Source organism: Euzebya pacifica (assembly GCF_003344865.1).
Classification (GTDB): Bacteria; Actinomycetota; Nitriliruptoria; order Euzebyales; family Euzebyaceae; genus Euzebya; species Euzebya pacifica.
This window is the reverse complement of the sequence record NZ_CP031165.1, coordinates 5,294,274-5,318,351: the sequence shown is the minus strand read 5'-3', so window position 1 is coordinate 5,318,351 and position 24,078 is coordinate 5,294,274. Positions and strand designations below refer to the sequence as shown.

The 24,078-nt window shown below is 71.5% G+C and carries 17 protein-coding genes; 6 read left to right on the top strand and 11 right to left on the bottom strand.

Annotated elements, in window-relative coordinates:
- Positions 1 to 59: 59 nt before the first annotated feature.
- Together DVS28_RS22920 and DVS28_RS22915 are read left to right on the top strand one after the other, a co-directional pair.
- Positions 60 to 1,985 (top strand): CocE/NonD family hydrolase, encoded by a 1,926-nt coding sequence (locus tag DVS28_RS22920; protein WP_114593528.1) that lies wholly within the window; start codon positions 60 to 62, stop codon positions 1,983 to 1,985.
- A gap of 59 nt (positions 1,986 to 2,044) precedes the next feature.
- Positions 2,045 to 2,716, top strand: a complete 672-nt coding sequence (locus DVS28_RS22915; protein ID WP_114593527.1) for a hypothetical protein — start codon at positions 2,045 to 2,047, stop codon at positions 2,714 to 2,716.
- Between the two features lie 23 nt (positions 2,717 to 2,739).
- Here the strand turns inward: DVS28_RS22915 and DVS28_RS22910 are convergent, their stop codons facing one another.
- Both DVS28_RS22910 and DVS28_RS22905 read right to left on the bottom strand, forming a co-directional pair.
- Complete coding sequence (locus DVS28_RS22910) at positions 2,740 to 4,218, bottom strand: ABC1 kinase family protein (protein WP_114593526.1); 1,479 nt, start codon at positions 4,216 to 4,218, stop codon at positions 2,740 to 2,742.
- The gene (locus DVS28_RS22905; protein WP_164710920.1) at positions 4,219 to 5,139 is read right to left on the bottom strand and encodes an ABC transporter permease; all 921 of its coding nucleotides are present in this window, start codon (positions 5,137 to 5,139) and stop codon (positions 4,219 to 4,221) included. It abuts the gene before it with no gap.
- A 204-nt stretch (positions 5,140 to 5,343) separates the two neighbouring features.
- On the opposite strand from DVS28_RS22905, the gene DVS28_RS22900 reads away from it, so the two are divergent.
- Positions 5,344 to 6,972 carry a cytochrome P450 gene (locus DVS28_RS22900; protein WP_114593524.1) on the top strand — a complete coding sequence of 543 codons (1,629 nt, stop codon included), beginning with the start codon at positions 5,344 to 5,346 and terminating at the stop codon, positions 6,970 to 6,972.
- A 131-nt stretch (positions 6,973 to 7,103) separates the two neighbouring features.
- Here DVS28_RS22900 and DVS28_RS22895 read toward each other — a convergent pair whose 3' ends face one another.
- Both DVS28_RS22895 and DVS28_RS22890 read right to left on the bottom strand, forming a co-directional pair.
- Positions 7,104 to 8,000, bottom strand: a complete 897-nt coding sequence (locus DVS28_RS22895) for an NAD-dependent protein deacetylase (RefSeq protein ID WP_114593523.1) — start codon at positions 7,998 to 8,000, stop codon at positions 7,104 to 7,106.
- A gap of 53 nt (positions 8,001 to 8,053) precedes the next feature.
- The gene (locus DVS28_RS22890; RefSeq protein ID WP_114593522.1) at positions 8,054 to 8,224 is read right to left on the bottom strand and encodes an MbtH family NRPS accessory protein; all 171 of its coding nucleotides are present in this window, start codon (positions 8,222 to 8,224) and stop codon (positions 8,054 to 8,056) included.
- Between the two features lie 100 nt (positions 8,225 to 8,324).
- On the opposite strand from DVS28_RS22890, the gene DVS28_RS22885 reads away from it, so the two are divergent.
- The 3 genes from DVS28_RS22885 to DVS28_RS22875 all read left to right on the top strand — a co-directional run bounded on the left by DVS28_RS22885 (position 8,325) and on the right by DVS28_RS22875 (position 12,533).
- On the top strand, positions 8,325 to 10,133 hold the full coding sequence (locus DVS28_RS22885; RefSeq protein WP_114593521.1) for a carboxyl transferase domain-containing protein: 1,809 nt from the start codon (positions 8,325 to 8,327) through the stop codon (positions 10,131 to 10,133).
- Between the two features lie 110 nt (positions 10,134 to 10,243).
- Positions 10,244 to 11,890 carry an LVIVD repeat-containing protein gene (locus tag DVS28_RS22880; protein WP_114593520.1) on the top strand — a complete coding sequence of 549 codons (1,647 nt, stop codon included), beginning with the start codon at positions 10,244 to 10,246 and terminating at the stop codon, positions 11,888 to 11,890.
- A 124-nt stretch (positions 11,891 to 12,014) separates the two neighbouring features.
- Positions 12,015 to 12,533, top strand: a complete 519-nt coding sequence (locus tag DVS28_RS22875) for a DUF3237 domain-containing protein (RefSeq protein WP_164710919.1) — start codon at positions 12,015 to 12,017, stop codon at positions 12,531 to 12,533.
- On the opposite strand, the gene DVS28_RS22870 is transcribed toward DVS28_RS22875, so the two are convergent.
- The 7 genes from DVS28_RS22870 to DVS28_RS22840 all read right to left on the bottom strand — a co-directional run bounded on the left by DVS28_RS22870 (position 12,518) and on the right by DVS28_RS22840 (position 24,070).
- The gene (locus DVS28_RS22870) at positions 12,518 to 14,086 is read right to left on the bottom strand and encodes an AMP-binding protein (RefSeq protein WP_114593518.1); all 1,569 of its coding nucleotides are present in this window, start codon (positions 14,084 to 14,086) and stop codon (positions 12,518 to 12,520) included. The two genes, DVS28_RS22875 and DVS28_RS22870, sit on opposite strands and share 16 nt — an antisense overlap.
- A gap of 119 nt (positions 14,087 to 14,205) precedes the next feature.
- Entirely contained in the window at positions 14,206 to 14,727 is a 522-nt protein-coding gene (locus DVS28_RS22865; RefSeq protein WP_114593517.1) for an META domain-containing protein, read from the bottom strand.
- 81 nt (positions 14,728 to 14,808) lie between these two features.
- The gene (locus DVS28_RS22860; protein ID WP_164710918.1) at positions 14,809 to 15,624 is read right to left on the bottom strand and encodes an MBL fold metallo-hydrolase; all 816 of its coding nucleotides are present in this window, start codon (positions 15,622 to 15,624) and stop codon (positions 14,809 to 14,811) included.
- A 34-nt stretch (positions 15,625 to 15,658) separates the two neighbouring features.
- Positions 15,659 to 16,921, bottom strand: coding sequence for a lipase family alpha/beta hydrolase (locus DVS28_RS22855; protein WP_114593515.1), 1,263 nt, complete (start codon positions 16,919 to 16,921; stop codon positions 15,659 to 15,661).
- Between the two features lie 22 nt (positions 16,922 to 16,943).
- Positions 16,944 to 17,942, bottom strand: coding sequence for a transglutaminase family protein (locus tag DVS28_RS22850; protein ID WP_114593514.1), 999 nt, complete (start codon positions 17,940 to 17,942; stop codon positions 16,944 to 16,946).
- Complete coding sequence (locus tag DVS28_RS22845) at positions 17,939 to 20,500, bottom strand: circularly permuted type 2 ATP-grasp protein (RefSeq protein ID WP_114593513.1); 2,562 nt, start codon at positions 20,498 to 20,500, stop codon at positions 17,939 to 17,941. Before DVS28_RS22845 ends, DVS28_RS22850 begins: the two co-directional genes overlap by 4 nt.
- A 51-nt stretch (positions 20,501 to 20,551) precedes the next feature.
- Positions 20,552 to 24,070: a transglutaminase family protein gene (locus DVS28_RS22840; RefSeq protein WP_114593512.1), complete on the bottom strand. Its 3,519-nt coding sequence runs from the start codon at positions 24,068 to 24,070 to the stop codon at positions 20,552 to 20,554.
- Positions 24,071 to 24,078: the final 8 nt, after the last annotated feature.

Below are 24,078 nucleotides of genomic sequence, written 5' to 3'. Positions count from 1 at the left end.
TCCTCGTTTGCTCGACCGGTCAGCAGGAATCCGGTCGGTGGACCGCGAACAGTAGGCGCATGAGCTCTCGTCCCGTTCGTGTCCTCCTCGCTGGCCTCGCCATGCTGTCCCTGCTGGTGCTTCCGGCGCTGCCGTCGTCGGCTGCCACTGTGACCTCGGTCCACTACGTGCCGACCACCCTGCCCGACGACACCACGGAGTACATCCGTGTGGAGGTCCGGCGCGACGACTCCTTCGACGCCACGGGCCAGGGCGTCAAGGCGTCCATGTCGCCCTACAACACCCTGGGTGACCCGACGGGCACGGGCACGGTCGTCGGCAACGGGCTGATGGCCGAGGGCATCGCCGAGGCGGCCGTCGACGTGTTGGGCACCCGGGGATCGACCGGCTGCTGGGACTACGGCGGGTACAACGAGCAGAAGGCCGGCGTCGACGCCATCCGTTTCCTGGCCGGCGACATCCCCGACCGTGACGGCAACTTCCTGGACTGGAGCAACGGCCGGGTCGGCCTGACCGGCGTCTCCTACGACGGCACCACGGCCAACATGGTCGCCGGCGCCCCGCTCGACATGTGGACCGACGAGCGCGGTTCGTCCATCGACGCCGACGGCACCACCCCGCTGAAGGCCATCGTGCCCATCGCCGCGATCAGCCACTGGTACGGCTACGCCTACTCGGACGGTGCGCGCTTCTTCCTCAACTCCGAGTCCGCGACCGACGAGGGCTTCGACACCCCGCTGCTGTTCGACCACGGCTTCGGGGACACCGTCCACCTCGACGAGCCCGAGTCGATCACCGACCGCGCTGCGGAGTGCGACGCCGTCGAGCACGAGATGCAGGCCTACAGCCGCAACCCCGACTACACCGACTTCTGGGTCGAGCGGGACTTCACCACCCACGCCGAGGACTGGACGACCAACACCCTGATCGTCCACGGCTGGAACGACTACAACGTCAAGCAGTACGAGGCGACGTACCTGTACGAGGCCCTCGCGCCGTACGCCGACGACCCCACCACGCCGGACGTGGTCGAGGGGAACGGGTTCGACCTGCGGATGTGGATGACGCAGTCCCGCCACGCCAACGGCAGCGGCGACGGCTACACCACGCTCCGCGACAACTTCTGGCGGGCCCACCTGCTGGAGGGCAGCGCGGCGGACGCAGGGGCGACGGTCGTGGAGAGCTTCCCCCACGTGCGCTCCCAGACCGAGACGACCTCCGGCGGCGGTGTGGTCGCGTTCTCCGAGACCTGGCCACCGGCCACCACCCAGACCACCTCGCTGTTCCTCAACCGCACCTACGAGCAGGACCTCGACTGCACGCCGGTCTGCATCCCCGGCCCCGGCACCGGTGAGGTGGGCGAGCTGTCCTACACCAACGCCTTCGCCGGTCCGCTGGCCGGACGCTCGGGCAGCTACGGCGCGACCTCCGGGTGGCTGGACACGGGCACCTCGACGGAGGAGATCTCCCGCACCGACCCCTGGTCCAACGACGGCGAGAAGGCCGCCGTGCTCGGTGGGCAGGGCTACTACTCCCTGGCGTTCTCCACGACCCCGCTGGGCCGGGACGTCCGCATCGCCGGCTCGGCGGTCCTCGAGGGCTACTTCTCCCTGCTGGGCCCGATCTCCGGCACCCACATCACCCCCATCCTGGTCGACATCGACGCCAACGACCGATACAAGACCATCCAGCGCGGCTTCCTGAACGTGGACTACCGCGAGGGGCTGGAGTCCTCGGCCGGTGCGCCGAGCGGCATGTTCCGCGCCGACGTGGAGTTCCTGCCCGAGGACTACGTCGTCCCGGCGGGCCACCGCATCGGCATGATCCTGCAGTCCTCCAACACGGTGTGGGCGCTGCCCGGCAACCCCGGCGGCTTCACGAACGTCTTCCTCGGCGGGGACGACTTCGACGGCACCGTCCTGCACCTGCCGCTGGTCGACGTCGCGGCCGGCGACACGGTCTTCTCTGACTGGCCGAAGCCGTAATCCACAGGTCCGCCGCAGGACGTGCGGCGGACGTCACAGGGTCGTGACAGGGTGCAGACATGGCACGAGCACCACGACCCTCGATCGGCTCGGCCGGCCGCTCGTCGGCCGGACCGCACCTCAGCGTCGTCCACACCCTCCCCGTCGACGTCGACCGGGTGGTCGAGGCGGCCCTGGACATGATCCCGTTCGACCTGACGGGGGTGGCGATCAACGTCAAGCGGCACGGGGTAAAACGGGTTTGGTTCACCCAGTGCTGGCGGCCCGACTGCCCGCTGCGCCACAACGCCGACGAGTCCTACGTCGAGGGGGCGGCGGTTGGCCCCGGCCATCTGTACCGCCGCAAGCGTGACCTCGAGCTGTGTCGCGGTGGCAGCCGGATCGTGCCGCTGGACCGCACGCGGTACTGGGTCAGCGGGCGGGCCTACGACGGTGTCCCGTTCCCGAAGAGCCTCCCCGTCGGCACCCGGTACCTGGTCACCCTGAAGGTGCCGCAGGTCGTGGCCGAAGGGCAGCTGCCGGCCGAGCGGACCTACCACCGAGCCAAGACGGCCGGCCCGACGATAATCGCCCTGCCGGAGGACGACATCGTCTTCGTGCTGGGCCACGAGCTGCGGCACATCCAGCAGTTCCGCGACGGCCTGCCACGGTCGGAGGTCGACGCCGAGCTGGCCGGACGCGACCTGCTGTACCGGTGGGTCGATGCCGAGCGACCCGGCCTGTGGACCTGACCCCCCGCCCGATGTATCCGCGGCTACTCGAGCCCCGGTAGCCAGCGGCGGACATCGGCCTCGATGTCGAGGGTGGCGTGCAGGCGGCAGAGGACGCCGACGATGCCGAGCCACACCCGGTGGGTGAACAGGTGCTCGGCCGGCATCGTCAGCTGCAGGGCGACCGCGAAGTCGGGGTTGCGGGGATCGCCCAGCCGGCCGAACTGCCCCTGCAGCCACTCCGGTGAGAACGTGAAGGTGTCGTGGCGGCTCGGTTCGGAGAACGGCGCCAGGTAGTCGCGCAGCTTGACGGCGTCGACGTCGGCCCCGGGTCGCACGAACCCCTCGGCCCGGAGCCCCGCGAGGGTGGTCTCGGCGTCCTCCTCCCGGAGGAGGGAGATGAGCCGGCCGAACGTGCGAGGCATGCCGTCGGGCATGGGCAGCGCCGACCCGAAGTCCAGCACGCCCAGCCGCCCGGACCGGGGGTCGTCGGGGTCGCGGTCCTGGCCCTCCGGTGGGAACCAGCGGAAGTTGCCGGGGTGCGGGTCGGTGTGCAGCCAGCCGGCCAGCTCCGGCCCCGACAGGAGGAACCGCGTCCACGCCCGCCCGGCCGCGTCCCTCGTGCCCTGGTCGACGGCGTGGTCGACGGCGTGTCGGGTTTCGGGCCGCCCGTCGTCGTTGCCCGACATGCGGTGCCGTTCGGCCACGTCGTGGCCGTCCGCTTGTCGGGTTGCGGGCCGCCCGTCGCAAGAACCCGACACGGCCCCTGTGGCCAGCGCGGTGAACGGGATCCCGTCCAGCCAGTCCATCACCAGCACACGGCGGGTGGCGAGGTGCACCGCCGGGATCACCACACCGGGGTTGTCCGCGTGGGCCGTCGCGAACGCCCGTTGCACATCGGCCTCGCGACGGTAGTCCAGCTCCTCCACCAGCCGCTCGCGCATCTCCGCAACCAGCGGCGGCAACGCCATTCCCGGTGCCACCGTCGAGGCCAACCGCGTCATCACCGAGACGATCGCCAGGTCGACCTTCAGCGCCTCGGCGACGTCGGGGTACTGCACCTTGACCGCCACCGCGCGGCCGTCGGGCAACGTGGCCCGGTGGACCTGCCCGATGGAGGCCGCCGCCACCGCTCGTTCCTCGAACGTGTCGAACCGGCGTCGCCAGCGGTCGCCCAGCTCGGCCGCCAGCACCGGCTCGACCAGCGCGAACGGCAGGGCAGGGTTGTCGGCGGGCAACGCCGCGAGGGCACGTGCCCAGGTCGCGTCGGGGTCAGCGGGGAAGAGGGCGTCCACCGTCGACAGCAGCTGGCCGGCCTTCAGCGCACCACCCTTCGCATCACCGAGGACCGATCGCATCCGGTCGGCCGCGCGCTGGCGCAGGTCGGCTCGGACGGTGTCGGCATCTGCCCCTCCGACCCGCCGGGACAGTCCCACCAACTTGTCGCCGATCGACCCCACCGGAAGCGCCGACAGCTGGACCGTCCGACGAACGGTCCGGGGCAGGTCGTCGCGGATCGACACCTACAGCGCGTCGATGCGGGGGTCCAGCCGCATCGTCAGGAGGTCGGCCGCGAGGTTCATGGTGGCGACCAGCACGAACGCCGTGCCCACAGCCCCGAGGATCGTCGGCCCCTGCCTGGCGTTCATCGCGGCGATCAGCACCGACCCGAGCCCCTGCCGCCCCAGGATCGGCTCGACCAGCACGGCGGCGGTCAGCAGGTTGCCGGTCTCGGCCGCGCCCAGGGTCACCATGGTCCCCATGGTGGGGCGCATGGTGTGGATCCACCGCACTCGCCGATCGGACATGCCGCTGGCGAACGCGCGGCGGGCGAAGTCCGACCGTCGGGTGTCGCGGACCAACGGATAGCCGATCAGGGCGACCATGCCGCTCGGGACGGCTGCCAGGAACGCGGCGCCGGCCAGCAGTCCGAGCGCGTCGACCAGCCACGGCACGCCGATCTGGGCAAGGCTCGCAAGCACGAAGGACGGCACGGCGATCAGCAGCGCCACCCCGGCCTTGAACGCGACCGCTCGACGTCCGGACACGCCCGAGAGCACGCCGCTGAGGGCGGTGCCGACGGCGGTCTGCAGCACGACGGCGAGTCCCACCATGCGCAGCGTGGACGGCACTGACGCCCAGACCACGCCGCTGACCGTGGTACCGGAGGCGGACAACCCGTTGGGCGAGAGGCGGTAGACCGGGCCGAGATCGCCCGTCACGAGCCCGGCCAGGTAACGGCCGAGCTGCACGGGATAGGGGTCGTCGAGCCGGAACGCCTCGCGCAGCTCCGACAGCAGCTCCTCGCCGGGGGAACGGAACCCGAAGAGCGCACGAACGGGGTCGCCGGGCAGCAGGTAGAACACCGCGTGCATCACCGTCAGGAACGCCAGCATGGAGACGACGGTCCAGACCAGCCGAGTGGCGAAGGACCTCGCGTTCACCTGTGTCCGCTCCCTCGAGCAGGCCATCGCTGGCCAGCGGAGCGGGCGCCGATCCGGCGGGGGGCACCCATCGACGGTGAGTCTAGGTTCGTTGCGACCCCGGCGTTGCCACAACTTCTGACGCGAGGGCCGACTTTACAAACACCCTTGATCTGTAAAGCGCTGGTGGTTACGGTTGGGGTCCACGCCCGAGGAGCCGAACCGATGTCCGTACCCACCGCCCCGCTCGACCCGTCAGCCGACACGTCCGGGGACGCACCGACGTCCCCCAGCGACGGCGCAGTGGCCGCCCCCCGGCCGCGTCCGGTCGGACCGAGCATCGGAACGGGACCGGTCGACCGGGCTCGCGACGGTGCGCGACACACCGCGCGACGTGTCCGTGCGACCGGTCGGTTCCTCGTCAAGGCCCCCGGTCAGGTTCTCGGCGTGGTCCGCGAGGCGACCCCGTCCTCGGTGGTGTCCTGGACGCGCGACATCGCGCTGCCGTACGAACACAGCCTCGCCGCACCACCCGTCGGCAGCGGCCTGCGTCCGGTTCCCGGCCACGCCGGGGATCCGGTGCTGGGCTGCATTCGCGACCTGACCGGCGACCGCGTCCGCTGGCTGATGGAGTCCAACGAACGCTTCGGCCCGGTCTTCTGGCAGCAGCTGGCCGGGCGCCGGGCGGTGTTCGTCATGGGCCCCGACGAGGCCGGACAGATCCTCGTCAACGCCGACAAGGACTTCTCCAACGACGGCTGGCAGGAGCTGATCGGCAAGTTCTTCGACCGCGGGCTGATGCTGCTGAGCTTCCAGGAGCACCTCGACCACCGTCGGATCATGCAGTCGGCCTTCACCCCGAAGCGCCTGCGGGGCTACCTGGAGGGAATGGACCGCCGCATCTCCGCCGACCTCGACGCCTCGTGGCCGACCGAAGGGCCGACCACGCTGTACCAGCGCATGAAGGACCTGGCGATGCGGGTTGCTGCCGACGTGTTCCTCGGCGTCGAGCTGGACCGGCCCAGCCGCGACCACCTGCTCGCAGGGTTCCACGCCCAGCCGCGGGCGGCCACGGAGTTCCTCCGCATGGACCTGCCCGGGTCGCTTTGGGGGCGGGGACGCAACGGCTACGACGACGTCACGCGGTGGCTGCGGTCGCAGCTCGACGACAAGCGGGCCGGTGACGGGGACGACCTGTTCTCGGCCATGGTCCATGCACGCGACGACGACGGCTCGGCGTTCACCGACGAGGAGATCGTGCGCCACATGAACTTCATGTGGTTCGCGGCCCACGACACCACCACGCTGGCCATGGCGATGATGGCCTGGGGCTTCGCCGCCCACCCCGAGTGGCAGGAGCGGGCGTACGCGGAGTCCGCCGCGCTCGGCGACGGGCCGCTGCGGCCCGAGGACCTCAAGTCCCTGACCGCCATCGAGCTGGTGATGAACGAGGTCATGCGGTTGTGGCCGCCCGTCCCCGTGATGGTCCGCCAGGCCGTCCGGGACACGGCGTTGGGCGACTACTACATCCCGGAGGGCACGTGGATCGCGGTCATGAACCCGGCCACCCACCGCCTGCCGGAGTACTGGACCGACCCCGACACCTTCGACCCGGGCCGCTTCGAGGAGGGCCGGGAGGAGCACAAGCAGCACAAGCACCTCTACTACCCGTTCGGCGCCGGCGCCCACAAGTGCATCGGGTTCGCCTTCGCCCAGCTGGAGACCAAGGCGATGTGGCACCGCCTGCTGCTGACCCGCCGGTTCGAGGTGGCACCCGGCTACGAACCGGAGATGGGGTGGAAGGCGCTGCCGGAGCCGACCGACGACCTGCCGGTGACCATCCACCCTCGTTAGACCCGACGATCGTGCCGGTACCCACGTGGAGGTGGGTCAGGCCCCGATCGCGCCCGTACCCACGTGCCGCCCGGGCCGCCCCGGGCCGCCGACGCAGGCCCCGATCGTGCCGAACGTCGCGCCTGGGCGACTCAGGCCCCGATCGCGCCGATCAGGGCGTGGAGGGTCGGGGTCAGCGGGGCGTCGAGGCGGACGTCGGCGAGGTGGTCGGCGCGTGAGGGACCACGGGTGAGGATCGACACGGCCTGTCCGGCCCGGTCGGCCTGGAGGACCAGGCGGTAGCCGCTCATCACCGCCAGCGAGGACCCGAGGACCAGGATTCCGTCGGCGTCCCGCAGCAGCGCCGAGGCGTGGTCGCGCCGTTCGCGGGGCATCGACTCGCCGAAGAACACCACGTCCGGCTTCAGCAGGCCGCCGCACACCAAGCAGTCGACGACGACGAACGCCTCGAACAGCTGCGCGGCCACGTCGGCGTCGCCGTCGGGCTGGAACGGGGTCGACACCACGTCGAGCAGGGCGTCGTACTGCGGATTCGCCTGTGCCAGCCGCTCGGCCAGCTGGTCACGGGGTGAACGCGTACCGCAGCTGGTGCAGATCACCCGGTCGATCCGCCCGTGCAGGTCGACCACGTCCACGGTGCCGGCCTGCTGGTGCAGTCGGTCGACGTTCTGGGTGACCACCCCGGCGACCAGACCGGCCTGCTGCAGCGCGGTCACCGACCGGTGGCCGTCGTTGGGGTCGACCGTCCCCACGTGTCGGTATCCCGCCTGGCTCCGGGCCCAGTAGCGCCGACGGGCCTCGGGGTCGTCCATGAACTCGCGATACGTGATCGGCACCGATGTCCGGGCCGACCGACCGTCACCTCGATAGTCGGGGATGCCCGAGTCCGTGGAGATCCCGGCGCCCGTCAGCACGAGCGTCCGCCGGCCCCGCATGACGTCGGCCAGCTCGTCCACCGTCGAGCTGCGCAGCGGACCCTCGGCCACGGGCGTCGGCAGCTCGAGGCGGGGTACGGGGTCGGACGGCATCGTGATCGCAGGCTACCCAGCTCCGGGACCGCCCGATCGCCGCAGGGGCAGGGCTAGCCCTGCGTCCCGCGTTCGCGCAGCAGGTCCTCGAGGTGCCTGATGCAGTCATCGGCAGGGCCCTTCCGGACCGCCCGGTAGCCCTTCGGCAGCCGTTCGCCCTCGGGCCAGATGGAGTACTGCTCCTCGTGGTTGATGACGACTGCGTACTCGATGCGTTGTGCCATGGGTGCCCCCGTGGATCGCCGGCTCGGTCGCGGGGACCCTACCCCGACGTCGGTGTGGCTTGCCGTTGACGGCGGGGTCGCGTAGGAGAGGGGCGTGCACATGACCACAGTCACCAGCCCGATCGCCGCCACCGTCGCCCACCTGCTGGTGGAGGAGGGCCAGCCGGTCACCGCCGGCGCGACCCTCCTCTTCCTCGAGATCATGAAGATGGAGCAGCCCGTCGTCGCCTCGACGGACGGCGTCGTGGATCACCTCCACGTCGCCGCAGGCGACCCGGTGGAGGTCGGGCAGGCGTTGGTCACGCTCGCACCCGCCACGGCCGAACCGCCACCGGGACCGCGGCCGACCGACACCCCGCAGGACGAGCGAGCCGACCTCGCGGCCGTGCACCGTCGACAGGCCATGCTGCTCGACGACGCCCGCCCGGACGCGGTCGCCAGGCGTCACGCGCTGGGGTTCCGCACCGCCCGGGAGAACGTCGAGGACCTGCTCGACGAGGGGTCCTTCACCGAGTACGGCGGCCTCGCGATCGCCGCCCAGCGCAGCCGACGCGACCTCGACGAGCTGATCGCGCGCACGCCCGCCGACGGCCTGATCACCGGCATCGGCACCGTCAACGCCGACCTGTTCGGCGTCGACACGAGCCAGGTGGCCGTGGCCGCCTACGACTACACCGTCCTCGCCGGGACCCAGGGCCAGGCCAACCACACCAAGAAGGACCGGCTCTTCGCGCTTGCCGAGCGGCTCGGCCTGCCCGTCGTGGTCTTCGCCGAGGGTGGGGGCGGACGTCCGGGCGACACCGACAACCTGGGCGGCTCCTGGTTGGACGCCGAGGCCTTCGCGTTGTTCGCCCGGTTGTCAGGGCGCATGCCGACCGTGGCGATCGTCAACGGTCGCTGCTTCGCCGGCAACGCCGCGCTGGCCGGGTGCGCCGACCTGATCGTGGCGACGCGGTCCTCGAACCTGGGCATGGCCGGTCCGGCGATGATCGAGGGGGGTGGTCTCGGGGTCGTGGCACCCGAGGACATCGGCCCGATCGAGGTCCAGGCGGCCAACGGGGTCGTCGACGTGGTGGTCGACGACGAGGCCGAGGCGGTCGCCGTCGCCAAGCGGTACCTCGGCTACACCCAGGGCACGGTGGAGGAGTGGCGCTGCGCCGACCAGTCGGCGCTCCGCGACGCCGTACCGGAGAACCGCAAGCGCGTCTACGACATGCGGCAGGTGCTGGCGACCCTCGCCGACACCGACAGCGTGCTCGAGCTCCGCGAGGGCCATGCGCCCGGCATGCTGACGGCCTTCGCGCGGATCGAGGGCCGGCCGGTCGGCATCATCGCCAACGTGCCCACCCACCTCGGCGGGGCCATCGACGCCGAAGGTGCTGACGTTGCGGCCCGGCACCTGCAGCTGTGCGACGCGCACGGCTTGCCGGTCGTCGTGCTGTGCGACACACCCGGCTTCATGGTCGGTCCCGAGGCCGAAGCCGACGCGGGCGTTCGACGGTTCAGCCGGCTCTTCGTCACCGGCGCCGCCCTGTCGGTACCGATCGTCACGGTCATCACCCGCAAGGGCTACGGCCTGGGCGCGCAGGCGATGTTCGGTGGCCACCTGAAGGTGCCGGTCATGACGCTGGGCTGGCCGACCGCCGAGCTCGGCCCCATGGGCCTGGAGGGGGCGGTGCGACTGGGGTTCCGCCGGGAGCTGGAGGCCATCGAGGACGCCGAGCAGCGTGCGGCACGCGAGGCGGAGCTGATCGACCTCGCCCACACCAACGCCGAGGGGCTCAACATCGCCACGTTCGCGGAGATCGACGACGTCATCGATCCGGCCGACACCCGCTCGCGGATCGTCGCCGCCCTCCGGGCCTGCGGCCCGATCCCACGCGGGGGCAGGTTCATCGACCCGCGCTGATCGGCCCGCCCGACGTCGAACCGGCCCCCGTCGAACCGGCCCCCGTCGAACCGGTCCCCGTCGAACCGGTCCGGGCAGGAATCCGGCTCCTCGACGTCGAACCGGGGGACATGAGGACTCGCGCGCTCGCACTGCTCCTGCTCGTCGTCGGGCTGGTGGCCACCGTCCCCGGCACCGCCATGGCCCACCCCGCCTCGGACTGGTGGGACGGGACCTACGACATCGCCAGCGACGTGGAGGCCATCACGGACGTCGCCGACGTCGACATCACCCGGCAGAGCGACAACGTCGACTTCGTCGCGAGCCTGCCGGTCGCCGCCACCTCCGACATGCAGTTCCAGCGCCGCGACGGCCGCCAGGTCTGGAACGGCGAGGTCATCGACGACACCAAGGACATCGTCGTCATGGGCGGCACCGCGGTACCGGGCCTGTCGATCATCGACGTGACCGACCCGACCACGCCGGCGCTGCTGGCGGCATCGACGTGCGGCGGGTTCCATTCCGACGCGGGCGTGTGGGAGAACTACGCCATCCAGGTGTGGGACGGCTCGGCGCGTGCCTGCCAGGACGGCGACCCCACCGATCCCGCCAACCTCGACGAGGCCCCCGGTGACAGGGGTGTCCGGGTCTTCGACATCACCGACCCCGCCCGCCCACGCCTGGTCGCCTTCTTCGGCAGCGACCACGGCATCCCCTCCGGCGTGCACAACCTGACCATCAACGGCCCCGAGGGGCTGGTCTACCTGAACATGGCCGAGTTCAACTCCGTCGACCCGCCGTGGGGATTCGTCGACCTCAAGAAGCTCGACGAGCTCCGCGCCGCCGGCCAGGTCGGCAAGGCCGGCCAGCCCGACTTCCCCGAAGCCATCACCATCAAGTCGGTCCGCGACTGGTCGCCGACGGCGATGGACGGCTGCCACGACTCCGGCATCGCCCCGACCCGACAGCTGTACGCCTGCGCGGGCATCACCGCGTCCTACATCTGGGACCTATCGGACCCGCGGACCCCGACGGAGGTCGCCGTCATCCCCAACCCCGGGATCAGCATCCACCACGGCTCGCGGTTCACCCCCGACGAGCGCACGCTGGTCCTCGGTGACGAAACTGCCGGGGCCGCGGCCGGCACGCCCGAGGCCGTGTGCACCGGCGGCAAGAACGCCGCCCACCCCATCGGCGCGACGTGGTTCTACAACGTCGACGTCCCCCAGCTGCCCGTGGTGACCGGCACGTTCTCGCCGACCGACACCAACGGCGAGTTCTGCACCAGCCACTTCTACGGTTTCGTCCGCGACACCAACCTGATGGTCGGTGGCTGGTACGACGCCGGTATCGAGATCGCCGACTACACCCCCGTCGTCGACGGCGTGACCGGCACCCCCACCTCCCACGCGTTCTTCGAGCCCGCCGAGTCCGGCTTCTTCTCCGCCTACGCGTGGCACGGCTACGTGTACGGCTCGTCCTTCGAGTACGGCGCGACCGGCAAGGACACCAACGCCCCGGGCCGTGGCCTGTGGATCATCGAGGTCGAGGGCATCGAGGACGTCGAGCCGCTGGCCGTCGACGAGGGCAACACCTGGGGCCGCTGGGGCACTCCGGTCGACGACGCCGTTCCCCTCGGCGAGCAGGTCACCGTGTCCACCGACGGGTCGGTCCTGCCGCTGGACGGCCACACCGAACTGCCCACCGATGCGCTGGCCCTGGGCGCGGTGGCCCTCGGTGCAACGGCGCTGCTGCCCTCGCGTCGACGACGCCCCTGATCGACCCTCCCCGAGCCCGGATGGACGTCGGCGGACCGCAGTAGTATCCCTCCCACGACTCGTCCTCCTTCCGGTCGCCGAGGCGCGCTGTTCATTCGGTTCGTCGAGGCAACGAGGAGGCGACGTGACGGATTCACCCGAGGGCTCGGCCCTGCGGGCAGCGAGGGTCCAGACGGCGCTGCAGGCGCCGGCACCACCCGAGGACGTCGCGCTGGTCGGGGTCATGCCTCGCTTGGTGCCCCTCACCACAGGCCGCATCACGCTCGGGGAGGCCATCGTGCAGGCCGACACGCCACGGGGCCGTCGGGTGCTGATCGAGATGACCGACGTGGTCTACGAGGGGGAGCGGCTGTCGGGACGTCTGGTCGGTCCCAGCGCCATCGACTGGCTGCTGGAGGGGCCTGACGGATCGGCCCACATCGACGTGCAGTTCACGATCCGCACCCACGACGACGCCCTGGTCTTCGTCCGCTACTACGGCCGGACCGACCACTCCCTGGGGGTGGGAACCAAGCCGCTGTACGCCGCCCCGATCTTCGAGACCGGTGACCCGCGCTACCTGTGGCTCAACACCATCCTGAGCGTCGGCCGTGCCGTCGTCGATGCCGGCACGATCCACTACGACATCTACGAGGTCGTGTAGGGCCGTTCCGCCAGCGTGGTGCGGAGCTCGTGGCGCAGGATCTTCCCTGCGCTGGACCTGGGGATCGTGTCGACCACGTGGATCCGGCGCGGCACCGCCGCGGCCGGCAGGCGTTCGGCGGCGAACACGAGCAGGTCGTCCACCACGGTGTCGGCGTTCGTTGCGCCCGACTGGTCGGCGACGGGAATCACGGCGAGGTGGATGCAGTCGCCCGGGCCCGAGGGGTGGGGTCCGGCGAACGCGGCGACGTCGGCCACCGCGGCATGGGCCGACAGCACCTGCTCGACGCGGTTGGGGTGGACGCGTTGCCCCTCCACGGTCAGCAGGTGCGCCTCCCGCCCGGACACGAACAGGAAGCCGTCGGCGTCGAGGTGGCCAACGTCGCCGACGGTGAAGAGCCCCGGTTCGAGGTGCGCGGCCGCCGTTCGGTCGGGATCGCCGTGGTAGCTGAACGCGGCACCTGACCGGTTGCGGAAGTACAGGACGCCTTCTTGCCCGGTCTCGACCTCCTGCCCGGCGGCATCGACGACCCGGCACTCGAGGAACGGCAGGACACGGCCCACGGTCCCGGGGACGCGTGCCCACTCCGCGGATGACGCCAACGCGAACAGCCCGCCCTCGGTGGCCCCGTAGTACTCGGTGACGACCGGACCGAACCACTCGATCATCCGCCGCTTCACGTCCGGCGGGCACGGCGCGCCGCCGTGGAGGACCACACGCAGAGAGCGGCCGGAGAAGCCGTCGCGGACCCGGTCGGGCAACGCCAGCAGGTCGATGAAGTCCTTGGGCAGCAGCAGCAGGTTCGTGACCTGGCGCCGATCGATCTCGCGGAGGACGGCGGCCGGGTCGGGCGCCCGGTGGATGACCAGCGTCTGCCCGAACAGCAGCGGGAACGTCGCCAGGACGAACTGCCCGGAGTGGTAGGACGGGCCCACGATCATGGCCGTGCCGTCAGGGGGGAAGCCGACCCCGCCGCAGACGGCCGCGGCGGTTGCAGCCAGGGACTCCACGGGCTGCCCGGCGCCGCCGAGTCCCGCCGACAGGACCCCCTTGGCCGCGCCGGTGGTCCCCGAGGTGTAGAACATCGGGCCGCCCGCGACCTGCCCGTCCGGCTCGACCGCGGGAACCTGCGCCAGCGCATGCTCGGCCGACCGCGCCTGATCGATCGGTGCGTCGAGGTCGAGGACGGCCTCGACGGTGTCGACGTGGGTGACGGCCAGCATGGCGATGTCGACCGTCGCGAACTCCACGACGAGGACGCGAGCGCCGGAGTGGCGGAGGATGTGGGCGACGCCCTCGACGTCCAGCTCCCAGCTGACGGGGACGACGACCACGCCGGTGTGGAGGCAGGCGAGGAACACCTCCCACGATTCCCTGCGGTTGCCGGCCATGACCGCGACGCGGTCGCCCGGGCCGATGCCGAGGCCGCGCAGGACCCAGATCCAGCGGTTGCAGCGATCGTTGAGGACCGACCACGTGGTGACGCCGCGGGCGTCGACCAACGCGGTGCCCCGTGGGTTGACGGCGACATGGCCGAGCAGTGTCGTGACCATCAGGGGGCCGTTCCCTTCTCCCTGTCGGGAGCGCGCAGGAGGCCGCGTGCGGCGGTGGCGCAGTCTACGTTCGCGGGCGGACCGCTGGAAGGGGCAACTCGTCCCGCCCGTTCGGGACGTCAGGCGGCGACGAAGCGCAGCTCCACGCCGTCACCGGTGAGCACGAGCTCCTCACCGTCGCTGTCGAGGGACGTGATGCGCTGGAGGCCGTCGATGTAGGCGGACTCGGCCGCCATGGCGTCATCGGCGCACAGCATCCGTGTGGTGGTCGGCGCGTCGACGGTCATCTCGTCCCCGTCGATCGTCGCGGTGGCCGAGTACTGGTTGCAGGCGGAGGCGCCGACGACCTGCGTCCGGGTGATCTCCATCGTGATCTGCTCGCCGCCGGGGACGTCGATGGCCTCGCCGTCGACCGTTCCCTCGAGGAGGACCCACTGGCCGATCGCCTGGCGGGCGTCGCCGACGAGGTCATCGGCCCCGTTGGCGGTGGACCCTTCGGCTGGGACTGTTTCGTTGGCGGGGCTGTCCAGCCCGACATCGGACCGTGCGGCGTCCTCGGCACAGGAGGCCAGGCCGACGGCTGCCACCAGCAGCAGCGCCACGGTGGCGAGGTGCAGGGGAAGGGGGAGTCGACGAGTCATGGGGGCTCCTTCGGTGTCGGGACTCGGTGGGTCCGACGCCGGGTGTGCCCTCAACGTTCCCGACTGCGCCGCGGTGACACGTCAGCCGCCCAGCTGCTCGGCAAGGGCGACCAGCTCGGCGGTTCCTCCCTCGACGGGGAAGCCGTGGCTGACCAGGGTCCGCTGGACGTCCAGCTCGGCCAGCTTGCCGACGCTGGTGATCGCGGTCGCCATGTCGGCGGAGAACTGCGACGCCGGCCCGGAGAGGGCGCCGCCCTCCCCGACGAGGGCATCACCGGTGATCAGCAGCCGCGACGCGGGATCGTGCACGCTCAGGTGCCCTGCGGTGTGGCCCGGTGTCTCGATGATCGCCAGGTCGAAGACCGTGTCGCCGTCCCCGACCGCGCTGATCTCCCGCGGGGCGGTCATGTTGGGGATGTCGGCGGCGCCGCCGTACAGGGCCGCCCCCGACGCCAGCCCGGCCACGGCCTCGAGGCTGCCCGCGTGGTCGCCGTGCTGGTGGGTGAGGATCACGTGGCCCACTTCCCCCCAACCGACGCCGGCCTCGGCCAGCACGGCCTCGATCGCGCCCTCGCTCCCCGCGACGCCGGTGTCGACGATCGCGGCCTCGCCCCCGCGGACCAGCACGAAGGCGGCCACGAAGTCCAGGTCGACGGTGTAGGGGACGATCTGCCCCGCATCGGCCGAGGTGGCGTCGTCCGACGCGGTGGCTGGGTCCGCCGTGGGGGTCGAGTCAGCCGCGGTCGGGTCCGCCGCGGGGGTCGGGCCCGCTGCGGTTGCCTGCAGGACCGGCTGGTCGTCGCTGGAGCAGGCACCGGCGAACCCGACGACCACCACGCCCGCTGCGGTCCGCCCAAGGTCGGTGAGGAAGGTACGACGTGTTCGGCGCGGGTTCACGGCTGGCTCCGTTCGCGGACGACGGTCAATCGGGTCAGGTGGTGGGCGGGCGACCCATGGTCAGATCGGCGAGGAGGTCGCTGACCACGGGGTGGTTCAGCAGGCCGAAGTGGTCGGTACCGCCCACATGGGTGACCGACGCGGACCGGGCCCACGGGCGGCCGTCCGCCCGGGCGGAGTCCCAGCGGACCAGCAGGTCGCCGAGGGCGTGCCCCATGGGGTGGGTGTGATCGTGGGTGATCGTCGCGCCGATGTTGTGGATGGTGACGCCCTCCCACGGCTCGGTGTCGGATGCCGTGCGGCTGCGGCGGCCGTCGGGGTCCTGCTCCGCCCAGTCCGCGGCGCGCACGTACCCGTGGCGCAGGTCCTTGATCCCGGCGCTGCGTCGCTTGAGGATCGCCCCGAACGGGGCCATCTCGGGCACCGTGGCCAGCATCCAGGCGCCGGCGTTGGCGACCTTCTCCAGCACCGCTCCCTCGTTGGGGGTACCGAGCAGTACGACGTTGCGGACCAGGCCGGTCCACCCCAGCCCGCTGGCCGCCCCGATGTCGGCCGCACCGCGCAGGACGAGCCCACCCATCGAGTGGCCGACCAGCAGCATCTCCTCCACCGGCACGGGCCAGCGATCGACAAGGCGGTCGAGCAGGTCGGCCATCTCCAGGGCGTTGTCGGAGATGTGCTTGCCGGTGTTGAACCGCACGAGGACCGGCGTGATGCCGGCCCGTGCGAGCAGCTCGGGGTAGGTCCCGCCGCGTTCGGCTGCACGGAACTGCCACGACTCCTCGTTCTCCACCAACCCGTGCACGAAGACCGCCACCCGCCCCGTGGCCTCGGGGTAGGCCGCCGCCAGCCCCTCGCGGGACATGCGCACGTCCCGGCCGCCCACGCGCGGGGCCATCTGGATGGCCAGCGGGTTGCGCTGCTCGTCCAGCAGGTCGCCCAGCACCCCGTTGAGGATCGCCACGGACGACCGCCAGCCGCGGCTGCGCTCCAGCATCGCCGGGTCCCTCGTGGTCGCCCCGGCCCGCACAACCGCTCGCAGCGCGGTCTTCGCACCCGTTCCCGCCATGCGCAACGTGCCGTAGACGGCGTCGGCGACCCCGTCGTGCACCACCTTGATCGGCTGGGAACCCGGGACGACCCGGAAGGCCCGGTCGGCCACGGCCCGGTGGACCTCCCGGATGGTGTCCACGACCACGTCCTGCCAGACCTGCGGCAGCAGGTCGGCCAGCCCGTCCAGCGCGTCGTGTCCGGTCGTCGCCGGCAGGTTGGTCGTGGTCGGCTCCATGGTGGTCACCCCCCGAGTGTAGGAGCGTGGGTCAGACGTCGAACCCGCTCTGCGACTGCTGCTGCACCATCGGCTGCGGTGCGGGACCGGGCAGTGCTGAACCGGGCAGTGCCGAACCGGGCGGGGGAGTGTCGGCCGGACGGACGCGTCGCACGTCGACGCTGACCTCCAGGCGCTGGGTGTCCCCGTCGGTGAAGATGACGCCCTTCAGCGGCGCGACATCACCGTAGTCGCGGCCCCACGCGGTCGTGATGTAGCGGTCGCCCACGAACTGGTCGTTGGTCGGATCGATGTCGACCCAGCCGATGTCGGGCACGAACACCGACGCCCAGGCATGAGACACGTCGGCGCCCTGCAGCTTGGGCTTCCCCGGCGGCGGGTCGGTCTCCAGGTAACCCGAGACGTAGCGGGCGGCCAGCCCCAGGGCGCGCAGGGACGCGATGGTCAGGTGGGCGAAGTCCTGGCAGACGCCCGTCCGACGCCGGAGCACGTCGTCGACGGGGGTGCCGACGGTCGTCGCCCCCGGATGGAACTCGAAGTCGCGGTGGATGCGCGAGGACAGCTCCTCCACCGCCTCCAGGACGGGACGACCGGGACGGAAGGAGGGAAGGGCGTAGGCGGCCGCCGCAGCGGTCGAGGGCGCCTGCTCCGAGGCGATCACGAACTCGGTGGCGGCCAGCACCGACGCCGGGTCCCCGCCTCCGGGTCCGCCGGCGAGCCGGTCCCGGACGGACTCCCACGGTTGGCTGGCCAGCAGCTGGTCGCCGATCGGCTGGCGGGTGACCTCGACGAGGCTGGACGCGGTCACCGACAGGCGGGTGTGGCCCGACGACAGCTCGAAGAAGTGGGTGCGGTTGCCGAACCAGTCCAACCGCTCGTCCAGCGTGCCGGGGGTCGGGGTGACGGTCAGCTCGGCGGACTGGACGCGTTGGCCCGGCATCGAACGGGGCAGCAGGTGGGCCTCGCCGTAGCTGGCCGACACCTCCGACTCGTAGGTGTAGGTCGTCCGGTGGACGACGGCGAAGGTCATGTCCGTACCCCTCCGCTGGTGTCGGCGCGCATGGTCCGCTGCGGCGCGAGGTGGGTGAAGTGTGCCCGGCGGACCTCTTCGGCCGCCCGCGACATGAGGCCGTACAGGTGGCTGAGGAAGTCGTCGAGCTCGCCGCGCACCTGATCGGACTGGTCGCTGGCGAGGTGGTCGGTGTCGGCGACCCGCAGGGCCGTCGACGCCTCTAGCACCGGACGTTCGGTGGCCGACACACGGCCCGCTCCGGGGTGGCCGGGCAACATCGTCAGGTCCTCGGCGAGCCGGTCGAACTGGTAGGTCAGCGAGCGGGGATTGTCGGGGTCAACGAGCAGCAGGTCGAGCAGCGTCGAGACCCGCGCCGTCGACCGGTACCGACGGCGATAGGTGATGATCGACTCGGCGACGCGCAGGACGGACTCGGCGACCAGCCCGTCTGCCGCGTCCTCCCGCACGTGGGTGGTGGTCGCCCGCAGCAGGGCAAGGATCTGCAGTCCCCGCTCGATCCGCCGTCCGGCGTCCATGAACCGCCAACCGGCATCGCGGATCATGTTCTCCGCGGCCAGGCCCTGGATGGACAGCAGGCCGTGGAGGACCCGAGCCATGTCGTCGAGGAGCAGCTCGCCGGGCTCGGCGGTCGGCATCCGGTCGGCTGGGTCGGTCCGCAGCAGGCGGCGCTGCAGGTCGACGACGACCAGCCACGTGTCGCCGGAGAGCTGGTCGCGCACGACGTCGACGCTGTCGAGCAGGTTGCGGATCGCGTGGGCGAGGGTGCCCGGGCGGGCCTCGTTGCTGGCCAGGCTCGTCAGCTCGGCCTGTGGGCTGGCCAGCCGCCGCTCCGCGCCGGGGCCGACGAACCCGGGATAGGTCGTGGTGACCTGGGTGACGGCCTGGAGCAGCGCGGTGATGCAGGCAACGCCCGGTCCGCTGGTGGCCTCGTGGAACTCGGTCCGCCTGGCCTCGATCTCGCGCAGCAGGCGGGCGACACCCTCGGCCCGCTCGGCGTAGCGTCCCAGCCAGTACAGGTTCTCTGCCGCACGGGACGGCATCGTGGCGTCCGGGACGACCGGGTCGTCGGCACCACCGTCGCTCCAGAAGCCGGTGACGGGCTGGTGGGCGTCGCCGAGCACCCACGTGTCCTTGGACCACGCACCCTGGTGGTTGGCGATGATGATGCCGTCGTCGGGCGCCACACGGGTCAGCCCGCCGGGCATGACGGTGTAGGACGACCCGTCGGCCACGGCGAAGGTCCGCAGCACGGTGCGCCGGTCGACGATCCCGTCGGTGCCGATGGACGGCGAGCGGGCGGGCGAGGCGGGTTCCTGGGCGACCCAGCGGTGGGGCGCCGCGGCCACGCGTGCGCGCAGGGCCAGCACGCCACGGTCGTCGAGGCCCGACCCGACGATGGTGTTGTCCCGGCCGGCCGTGCGGGCCGTCGGCTTGAACAGCCACTCGCGGGGGGACGCCATGACCTCGCGACGGCCCTCCTCGTCTCCGAGCCACACCGTCTGGACCGACGGCAGCCGCAGCGACTGGCCCAGGAGGTGCTGGGCCAGCCCCGGCAGGAACGCCTGCAGCGCCGGGTTCTCCAGCACGCCGCTGCCGAGGGTGTTGACGACGGCGACGGTGCCGTTGCGGACGGCGTTGACCAGCCCGGGGACGCCGATCAGCGAGTCCGGCCGCAGCTCCAGGGGGTCACACCACTCCTCGTCGATGCGGCGGACGATCACGTCGACGGGTTCGGGATGGCCGAGGCTGCGCAGCCACACCCGTCCGTCGCGGACCTGCAGGTCGCTGCCCTCCACCAACGACAGGCCCAGGCGGGCGGCCAGGAGGGCATGTTCGAACGCCGTCTCGTTGCGCGAGCCGGGGGAGAGCAGGACGGTGCGGGGCAACGTCACGTCGCCGGGGGCCACCTGCTGCAGCCCCCGTCGCAGTGCGCGGAAGTAAGGGGCCAGGCGCTGGACGTGGCTGGTGCGGTGCAGCTGCCCCATCACCCGGGAGGTCACGATCCGGTTCTGCAGCGCGTAGGCCGCACCCGACGGCGCCTGCGTGCGCTCGCCCAGGACGACCATCGCCCCATCGGGCATGCGCGCCAGGTCGGCGGCGTAGGTGAACAGCTGCTGCGGGCCGTGCAGGTGCACGCCGTGCATGGCCCGAAGGAACCCCGGATGGTCGTGGACCAGCCGGGCGGGCAGCAGGCCCTTGGCGAGCAGGGTCCGGGGGCCGTAGAGGTCGGCCAACACCAGGTTCAGCAGCTCGGCGCGCTGGACGATGCCGGCTTCGATCCCCGCCCACTCCTCCCCGCTGATGATGAGGGGGAGGGGGTCGAGCTGCCACGCCAGCCGCTTGCCGGTCCCGGGGACGTGATAGGTGACCCCGTCGTCCTCCAGCAGGCGTGCGACCTCACGACGAAGCCGACGCTGCTGCCGCAGGTCCATGGCCTCCACGGCCCGGTGCAGCCCGTCCCACCCCGGACGGATGCTGCCGTCGGGGGCCGTCATCTCGTTGGCGGCGTCCGTGGTGTCGGCGGGCTCGGCAGGCCCGTCGAGCACCGACGTCACGCGACCTCCGGGACCGCGTGGTCAGCAGTCAGGGCAGGCACCGCCGAGGGGTCACGCCTCGCGGGCGTGACCGGACGCGGGGCGAGGGCGGCGGAGGTCAAGGGTTCGAGGATACTCACCGCCGTCGCGGGCTCCCCAACGGTCGAGCTGCTCGATGTCGACGGGGCCCGGCGTGTGGCCGAGGACCTCGAAGCGGTTGACCCGTCGTGAGTCGGCTTCCAGCGGGTTGACGGGCATGCGGTCGTAGCCCATGCCGCCCTGGTGGACGACGTGGTACCGCGCGCCGCCGAGCGAGCGCCGGCTCCACCGGTCGATGACGTCGAACGTCAACGGCGAGTGGATCCCGATCGTCGGGTGCAGGCCCGACGGCGGCTGCCAGGCCTTGAAGCGAACGGCGCCGACGGAGGTCCCGGCTTCGGTGGTCGGGGTCAGCGGAACGGGGGCCCCGTTGCAGGTCACGATGTGACGTGTGGGGGTCAGTCCGCTCACCTTCACCTGGACGCGTTCGACGGAGGAGTCCACGAACCGGGCGGTGCCCTGTCCGGTGGCCTCCTCACCCAAGACGTGCCACGGCTCGACGGCCTTGCGCAGCTCGATCTCGACGTCGTTGACGACGGCGGTGCCCAGCCGTGGGAAGCGGAACTCCACGAACGGGTCCAGCCACGACGTCTGGAAGTCGTAGCCGTGGCCCTGCAGGTCGGCGACGACCTCGTGGGCATCGGCCTGGGCGAACCAGGGGAGGAGGAACCGGTCGTGCAGCAGCCCGCCCCAACGGACCATCGGGCCGGCGTAGGGCTCCTTCCAGAACCGGCTGACCAACGAGCGGACGAGAAGCGCCTGCACCAGCGACATCTGTGCGTGCGGCGGCATCTCGAAGCCACGCAGCTCCAGCAGGCCGAGGCGGCCGCGCTCGCTGTCGGGGCTGAACAGCTTGTCGATGCAGAACTCGGCCCGGTGGGTGTTGCCCGTCAGGTCGGTCAGCAGGTGGCGCAGCGACCGGTCGACGACCCAGGCGGGCGGCTGGCCCCCGTGCAGCTCGGCCTGTCGACCCATCTCGGCGAAGGCGGTCTCCAGCTCGTAGAGCGTCTCGTCACGGCCCTCGTCGACGCGTGGCGCCTGCGAGGTCGGGCCGATGAACTTGCCGGAGAACAAGTACGACAACGACGGGTGGTGCTGCCAGTAGGTGACCATCGACTGCAGCAGGTCGGGGCGCCGCAGGAGCGGGGAGTCCGCCGGCGTCTCGGCACCGATGGTGATGTGGTTGCCACCGCCCGAGCCGGTGTGGCTGCCGTCGAGGTCGAACTTCTCGGTCGCGAGGCGGGCGTGGTGGGCGTCCTCGTAGACCCCGTTGACGATCGTGGACAGGTCGTCCCAGTCCGCCGCCGGGTGGACGTTGACCTCGATGACGCCCGGGTCGGGGGCCACGACGAGGTTGCGCAGGCGCGGGTCGCTGGGCGGCGTGTAGCCCTCCAGCACGACCTGCACGCCCATGTCGGCGGCGGCGTCCTCGACGACCTCGAGGACGTCCTGGGTGTGCTCGAGGTGGGTCAGGGGTGGGAAGAACACGTGCAGCCGGCCGTCACGGACCTCCACGCACATGGCGCTGAAGGGGCCGTTCTGGATGGGGAGCATCCGGGCGTCGCGCCCGTCGGAGGGGCCCCGGTCGGATCCGCGCTCGTCGGACCGCCCCGATCCGGCGGATCGTGCCGGTGACCCCCCAGGGGTGGGTTCGGCCCCGATCGCGCCGTTGCCCCCCCGGCCGGCCGAGCCGTCGCCGGCGTCACCGTCGCCGGGCGTGGCACCCGGGGTCATCGGCTGGCCGTACTGCTGGGCGGTCAGGGGGTCCCCGGTCGGCCGCTGGAGGAACAGCTGGTCGAACGTCGAGCGTTCGGGCTGGACCTTCGGGTCGTGCCACGACAGGCCGGGGAGGGGCAGGCGCAGGCCCATCGGCGAGTCGCCGGGCATCAGCACGAGGCGGCCACGTCGGAACTCCCAGCGGGCGGTCGCCCAACCCAGGCCGTCGTGGTGCAGCGGCACCGCGAAGCCGTTGGGGTTGAGGTCGCGCTTGTCGATGGCATCCAGCAGGCGACGCCGTTCGTCGGGGTCGACGAGCCGGTCGTCGTCGGGGTCGATGTCGACCTCCGGGGCCTCACCGACCGGCAGCGTGGACTCCTTCCACAACCGGTACAGCTCGTCCTCCCACGCAGCGTGCACGTTGTCCTCGGGCACCCCGAAGGAGGCCGCGATACGGCGGGCCATCTCCTCGGCGTCCTTGGCCGTCGCGGTCGACGGATCCCACGGCGATCCCAGCAGCTCGGGGTCGCTCCACAGGGTCTGGCCATCGGTGCGCCAGTACAGGCCGGTCTGCCAGCGCGGGAGGGGTTCGCCCGGGTACCACTTGCCCTGGCCGTGGTGGATCAGGCCACCGTCGGCGAACCGGGTGAACAGCCGCTGGGACAGGTCCCATGCCCGTTCGCGCTTGTGGAAGCCGTCCGCGGCGGTGTTCCACTCCTCCGCCTCCATGTCGTCGATGGACACGAAGGTCGGCTCGCCGCCCTGGGTCAGCCGGACATCGCCGGCCTTCAGGTCGGCGTCGACCTGCCGGCCGAGCGCGTCGACGTCCTTCCACTGCTGGACGGTGTAGGGCTTGGTGACCCGTGGGTCCTCGTGGATGCGGGTGACCAGGTTGGCGTGGTCGAACTCCACCTCTGCCTCGTCGACGGCCCCCTCGACCGGCGCAGCCGAGCGCGGTTCGGGCGTGGCCGCCAGCGGGATGTGGCCCTCACCGGCGAACAGGCCGGACGTGGGGTCCATGCCCACCCAGCCGGCGCCCGGCAGGTAGACCTCGGTCCACGCGTGCAGGTCGGTGAAGTCCTTCTCGGGACCGCTGGGGCCGTCGAGGGACTTCACGTCGGCGGTCAGCTGCACCAGGTAGCCCGAGACGAACCGGGACGCCAGTCCCAGCCGACGCAGGATCTGCACCAGCAACCAGCCCGAGTCGCGGCAGGACCCGAGCGCCTTGTCCAGCGTCTCCTCGGGGTCCTGCACCCCCGGCTCCATACGGGTGGTGTAGCCGATGTCGCTCTGCACCCGGCGGTTGAGCTCGACCAGGAAGTCGATGGTCCGCATGCCCTCGTTGCCGTCGCGCGTGGGCACGATGTCGCGAACGCGATCGTTCATCCACTCCGTCAGCAGCGGACCGGGTTCGTCGCCCTCGAGGTAGACGGCCAGGTCACGCTTGAGCGACGGCTCGTAGGTGAAGGGGTAGGTCTCGGCGTACTCGTCGACGAAGAAGTCGAACGGGTTGATCGTCGTCATGTCGGCCACGAGGTCGACGACGAACTCCAGCTTCTCGGTCTTCTCGTGGAAGACCAGCCGGGCCATGTAGTTGCCGAACGGGTCCTGCTGCCAGTTGAGGAAGTTGTCCTCGGGCACGACCTTCAGCGAGTAGGACAGGATCGGTGTGCGGGTGTGCGCGGCGGGGCGCAGCCGGACCACGTGGGGACCGAGCCCGACGGGCCGGTCGTAGGTGTAGGTGGTGCGGTGGGTCAGGGCGACATGGATGGCCATGCGTGGGG